Here is a 4,017-nt window from a genome sequence, read left to right as displayed (position 1 = left end):
GGCCCGGAAGCCGTGGCTTCCGGGCCCGTCACGGGTGCGTCGGGGTGACCGGCCTCGTGGCCGGTCGGGTTCGGCTCAGCCGTCGCGCTCGTCGCGGCGGCGCTGCCAGCGCTGCTCGATGCGGTTCATGACCGAGCGACGCTGCCGGGGCTGCTGCTGGCGGCGTGTCCCGGGCTGGGCGCCGGCCTTGCCGCCGCCCTGCGCCGAGGCGCCGTCCGTGGAGGCCACGACCGGACCCTTCTTCCAGCCGGTCACGGCGAGCACGGCACAGCCGAGCATGACCAGGAACCCGACGACACTGAGCCAGATCTGCTGCGCGACCATGCCGGCCATCAGCAGCACGATGCCCACCAGGAAACCGACCGCGCCCTGGTAGACCCGCTTGCGGGTGTACGTGCGCAGCTCACTGCCCTCGAGCGCTGTCGCGAACTTGGGATCTTCCGCGTACAGCGCTCGCTCCATCTGCTCGAGCATGCGCTGCTCGTGCTCCGAGAGCGGCACGGGGTCCTCCTACTCGTCGGTCGCGGTGGCGACCGGGTCCGACTCTTCCAGGATAGGCAGGGAACGCTCCCTGTGAAAGCCGCCCCTCACGCAAATTCCGCCCACCGCTTCCGCCACGACCAGAGCAACCGGGGGATGGAGAATCCCCTACCCCGGCTCCCCTCCGCCATGCCGACGGGCGCACGTCCGATATTACGTCCGATCCTAAGGGAACGGGGGCACGTTCAGGAGTCGGCCCGGGGCACGGTGCGCTCGGCGAGCAGGTGAAGTTGTCCGGCGATCGCGTGGAACGCCGGAACGGCCGCCGCGTCCGCCTCCAGCCTGGTGAGGGCGGCCAGCGCGTCGGCCTCGGTGTCGACCAGCGCTCCCGGCACCAGGTCCGCGAAGATCCGCACCCCGTGCACGGTGAGCGGGTCCAGTCCCACCGTCGAGGCGAGAGCGGTCAGTTGGTCGGCGGTGAAGCGGTGGGGCACCGGGTCCGCGTCGCCCCACCGGCCGTCCGGGTCGGCCAGGGCCTGCCGCGCTTCGGTGAAGCGACCCGCCAGCGCCCGGGAGAGCACCGCGCCGCCGACACCGGCGGCGAGCAGGCTCAGAGTGCCGCCGGTCGGCCGCAGCGTCCCGGTGACGGCGGTGAGGGCCGCACGGGGGTCCTCCGTGTACTCCAGCACGCCGTGGCAGAGCACGACGTCGTAGGCGCCCCGACCGGCGACCTCCAGCAGGTCCCCGGTGTCGCCCTGCACGCCGCGGACCCGCTCCGCGACGCCCTCCTCGGCCGCGCGACGCTCCAGCGCGAACAGCGCGTCGGGGCTCGGGTCGACCACGGTCACGGTGTGGCCGAGAGCCGCGACACGGACGGCGAGGCTCCCGCTGCCGCCCCCCGTGTCGAGCACGTCGAGCGCCGGGACCCCCGCGGCGGCGGCGCGGCGTGCGAGGGCCCCGCGCAACAGCTCCCAGACGACTCCCGTACGCAGCGCGGTGTGCGGGCCGGGAGCGGTCGGTTCAGACGACATGCGGGTGGCTCCTCGTGCGGAAATGCGGTGCTGGGCGAGCCACTCCAGCTTATGGCCTCGGACCCGTCGCCGGGCGCCCGGTCCCGTCCGGCGGACGCCCCGCGCGGTGGAGGGACGCCGCGCGCGGTCGACGGCGGTGGCCGTGCGGAGCCACGGCGGCGCGGACGCGGGCCCCACGGCGCCCCCACGGCCGCGATCACCCGCACGGGTGCACCCCGAGGCTGCCGCGCGCTCGCCCCGAGCCCGCGCGGCGGCGCTCACCCTGCCGTGTCAGCCGCCCGGGCCGGCGGCGGGCTGACGCGGCAGGGTGGGCTGATGCGGCAGCATCGTCTGCACCAACCGCAGGAACATCCCCGCGGAGCGGGCGAGTTCGTCCGCCTCCTCGGGGCGGACGGCGTTGCGGATGCCCGCTTCGACGCGCGCCCGGCGCACGGCGCTCGCCGCGAACAGCGTGCTCCACTCCGCCAGTTCCGGCGCGGCCTCCGGCAGCATCTCCCACACGCTGCGGATGCGGCGGCGGCCACGCTCGGTGATCTCGGGCCGGCCCCGGACGGCCAGCACGGCGGCGGCGGCCCGCAGGGCGGCGAGGTGGACGGCCACGTAGGCGTCACCCGGGTCCTCGCAGGCCGCGGCCGTCTCCAGGCCGCGTTCGGCCTGGCCCAACAGGTCCAGGGCGGCGGGGGGCGCGGCGGCACGGCGTAGTACGGGGTGCACGTCGGCCGGGCTTCCGGTCATGACGAGCCTCCTGTCGTCATTCGGCGGTCTGTCGGCGACGGGCGGCCCGGCGGGCGGCCCGCCACCGGCGGACATCTCGCGTCCGAACACATGCTGACGCATGCCACTGACAATCAGTGCCCAGCCGACCGGGCGGACGAACCCGGAACGGCGGTGACGGCGGCGAACGGCCACGTCGCGAGGGGGTGGGGGCCGACCGGCGCCAGGGGGCGGCGGTACCCCCCGCGCCGGCAGCCGCGGACCGCGCCGGGGCACGGCGGGCCCAGGGCGGCGGGCGGCGGGAGAGAGGAGGAAAGGAAGCAGCGCCAGCCCGCTGTTCTGCCGGACAGCGGACCCGGCCCGAACGGACCGCACCGAACGGAGGGGAACGGCAGCAGGGCGACCGTGGCACGGAACCCCCCGGTTCTTCGTGCCACGGCCGCCCGCGCCCGGCCCTCCCGTGCCCCCCGTGGGCCGGCCACCGGTCCCCCCGACCGGTTTAACGACCTGCCCGCACGCCCGTCGGCCGCAGCCGCCGGGCCGACCGCGGCCCACCTTCCGCCGCCCCGTGCCGGCGGTCCGGTGGCCCCGGCCCGTGCGCATCACTCTGCCGTCCGCGCCGGTGCCCGCCCATGAGCATTCCTACTCAGGCCGGTACTCAGACGCGAGCCGCCCACTCTGGGTACCCGCACGCGTCGGTCCACCGGGCCACCGGGCCGGCCGCTCGGTCCTTCGGAGCCCGGCAGTAGGGTTCGCTGCATGGCAGGGATCGTGGTGGTCGGCGCCGGTGCGGGCGCCCTGGCGGCGGCGGCACGACTGGCGACGTCCGGCCACCGGGTGACGGTGGTCGAGCGGTCGGGGGCGGTGGGCGGCGCGGTCGGCGCGTACCGGCGGGACGGCTTCGCCTTCGACACCGGGCCGGGGCTGCTGCACTTCCCGGCGGTCTGGCGCGACCTCTTCCTCAAGACGGGCCGGGCCGCGCTGGAGGAGTGCGTGGAGCTGCGCCGGGTGGACCCGGCGGTCGAGCACCGGTTCGCCGACGGCACGCGGTTGCGGCTGCCCGGCTTCTCCCGGGCGGGGGTGCGCCGCGCGCTGGACGAGGCGGTCGGCGCCGACGCGGGGGAACGCTGGCACGCGGTGCTGGGCCGCGCGCGCGAGACCTGGGAGAGCACCCGGCGTCCCCTGCTGGAGGAACCACTGACCGCCGCCGCCCGCGAGGCGGCACACGCGGACGCCTACCCCGCCCGCCGCGGCGGCCTGCTGCGCCGCCGGCCGCGGACGCTGGCCGCCATGGCGCGGGACGAACTGCGGCACCCGGCCACCGAGGCGGTACTGGCCTCGGTGGCGCGCCGCCACGGCCTGGACCCGCACACCGCACCGGCCTCCGCGGCGGTGCTGGCGTACGTGGAGGAGACCTTCGGGAGCTGGTACCCGCTGGGCGGGATGCGGGCGCTGGTCTCGGCGCTGCACCGGCGCTGCGAGGAGCGGCGCGTCCGGTTCGAGTTGGGGGCGGAGGCGGTCCGCGTCCTGGAGCGCGAGGGGCGCGCGGCAGGCGTGGAGTTGGCGGACGGCCGCCGCCTCGCGGCGGAGAAGGTGGTGTGGGGCGGCGCCTGGCCGGGCGCCGGACGGACGCGCGGCACCGCGGGCCGGCTCGTGGTGCTGCTGGCGCTCCGCGGCCCGCACCCGGCGGGTACCCCGCACCGCACCGTGGTGCACCCGGCCGCGACCCGGCCGGGTGGGGCAGCCGGGCCGGCCGTCACCCTGGACCGGCCCGACGACCCGTGGGGGGGGG

At 77.0% G+C, this 4,017-nt stretch carries 4 protein-coding genes; 1 reads left to right on the top strand and 3 read right to left on the bottom strand.

Going from position 1 to position 4,017, the window contains the following annotated elements:
• Nucleotides 1–75: 75 nt before the first annotated feature.
• From HCJ92_RS22835 to HCJ92_RS22825, 3 genes are all read right to left on the bottom strand, one after another.
• Complete coding sequence (locus tag HCJ92_RS22835) at nucleotides 76–501, bottom strand: DUF3040 domain-containing protein (protein ID WP_167935503.1); 426 nt, start codon at nucleotides 499–501, stop codon at nucleotides 76–78.
• Between the two features lie 224 nt (nucleotides 502–725).
• A complete protein-coding gene (locus tag HCJ92_RS22830; RefSeq protein WP_167935502.1) occupies nucleotides 726–1,511 on the bottom strand; it encodes a methyltransferase in 786 nt (261 codons plus the stop codon).
• 270 nt (nucleotides 1,512–1,781) lie between these two features.
• Complete coding sequence (locus HCJ92_RS22825) at nucleotides 1,782–2,246, bottom strand: SAV_6107 family HEPN domain-containing protein (RefSeq protein ID WP_167935501.1); 465 nt, start codon at nucleotides 2,244–2,246, stop codon at nucleotides 1,782–1,784.
• A 738-nt stretch (nucleotides 2,247–2,984) separates the two neighbouring features.
• On the opposite strand from HCJ92_RS22825, the gene HCJ92_RS22820 reads away from it, so the two are divergent.
• Nucleotides 2,985–4,017 (top strand): phytoene desaturase family protein (locus HCJ92_RS22820; protein WP_167935500.1); only part of this gene is annotated, 1,033 nt, incomplete at its 3' end.

It is taken from the genome of Streptomyces spiramenti, assembly GCF_012034385.1.
Taxonomy (GTDB): Bacteria; Actinomycetota; Actinomycetes; order Streptomycetales; family Streptomycetaceae; genus Streptomyces; species Streptomyces spiramenti.
This window is presented reverse-complemented; position numbering and strand designations above follow the sequence as displayed.

Excerpts from the sequence above, each read along its gene's own strand:
- HCJ92_RS22825 (WP_167935501.1), bottom strand. The coding sequence starts at position 2,246 with ATGACCGGAAGCCCGGCCGACGTGCACCCCGTACTACGCCGTGCCGCC.
- HCJ92_RS22830 (WP_167935502.1), bottom strand. The coding sequence starts at position 1,511 with ATGTCGTCTGAACCGACCGCTCCCGGCCCGCACACCGCGCTGCGTACG.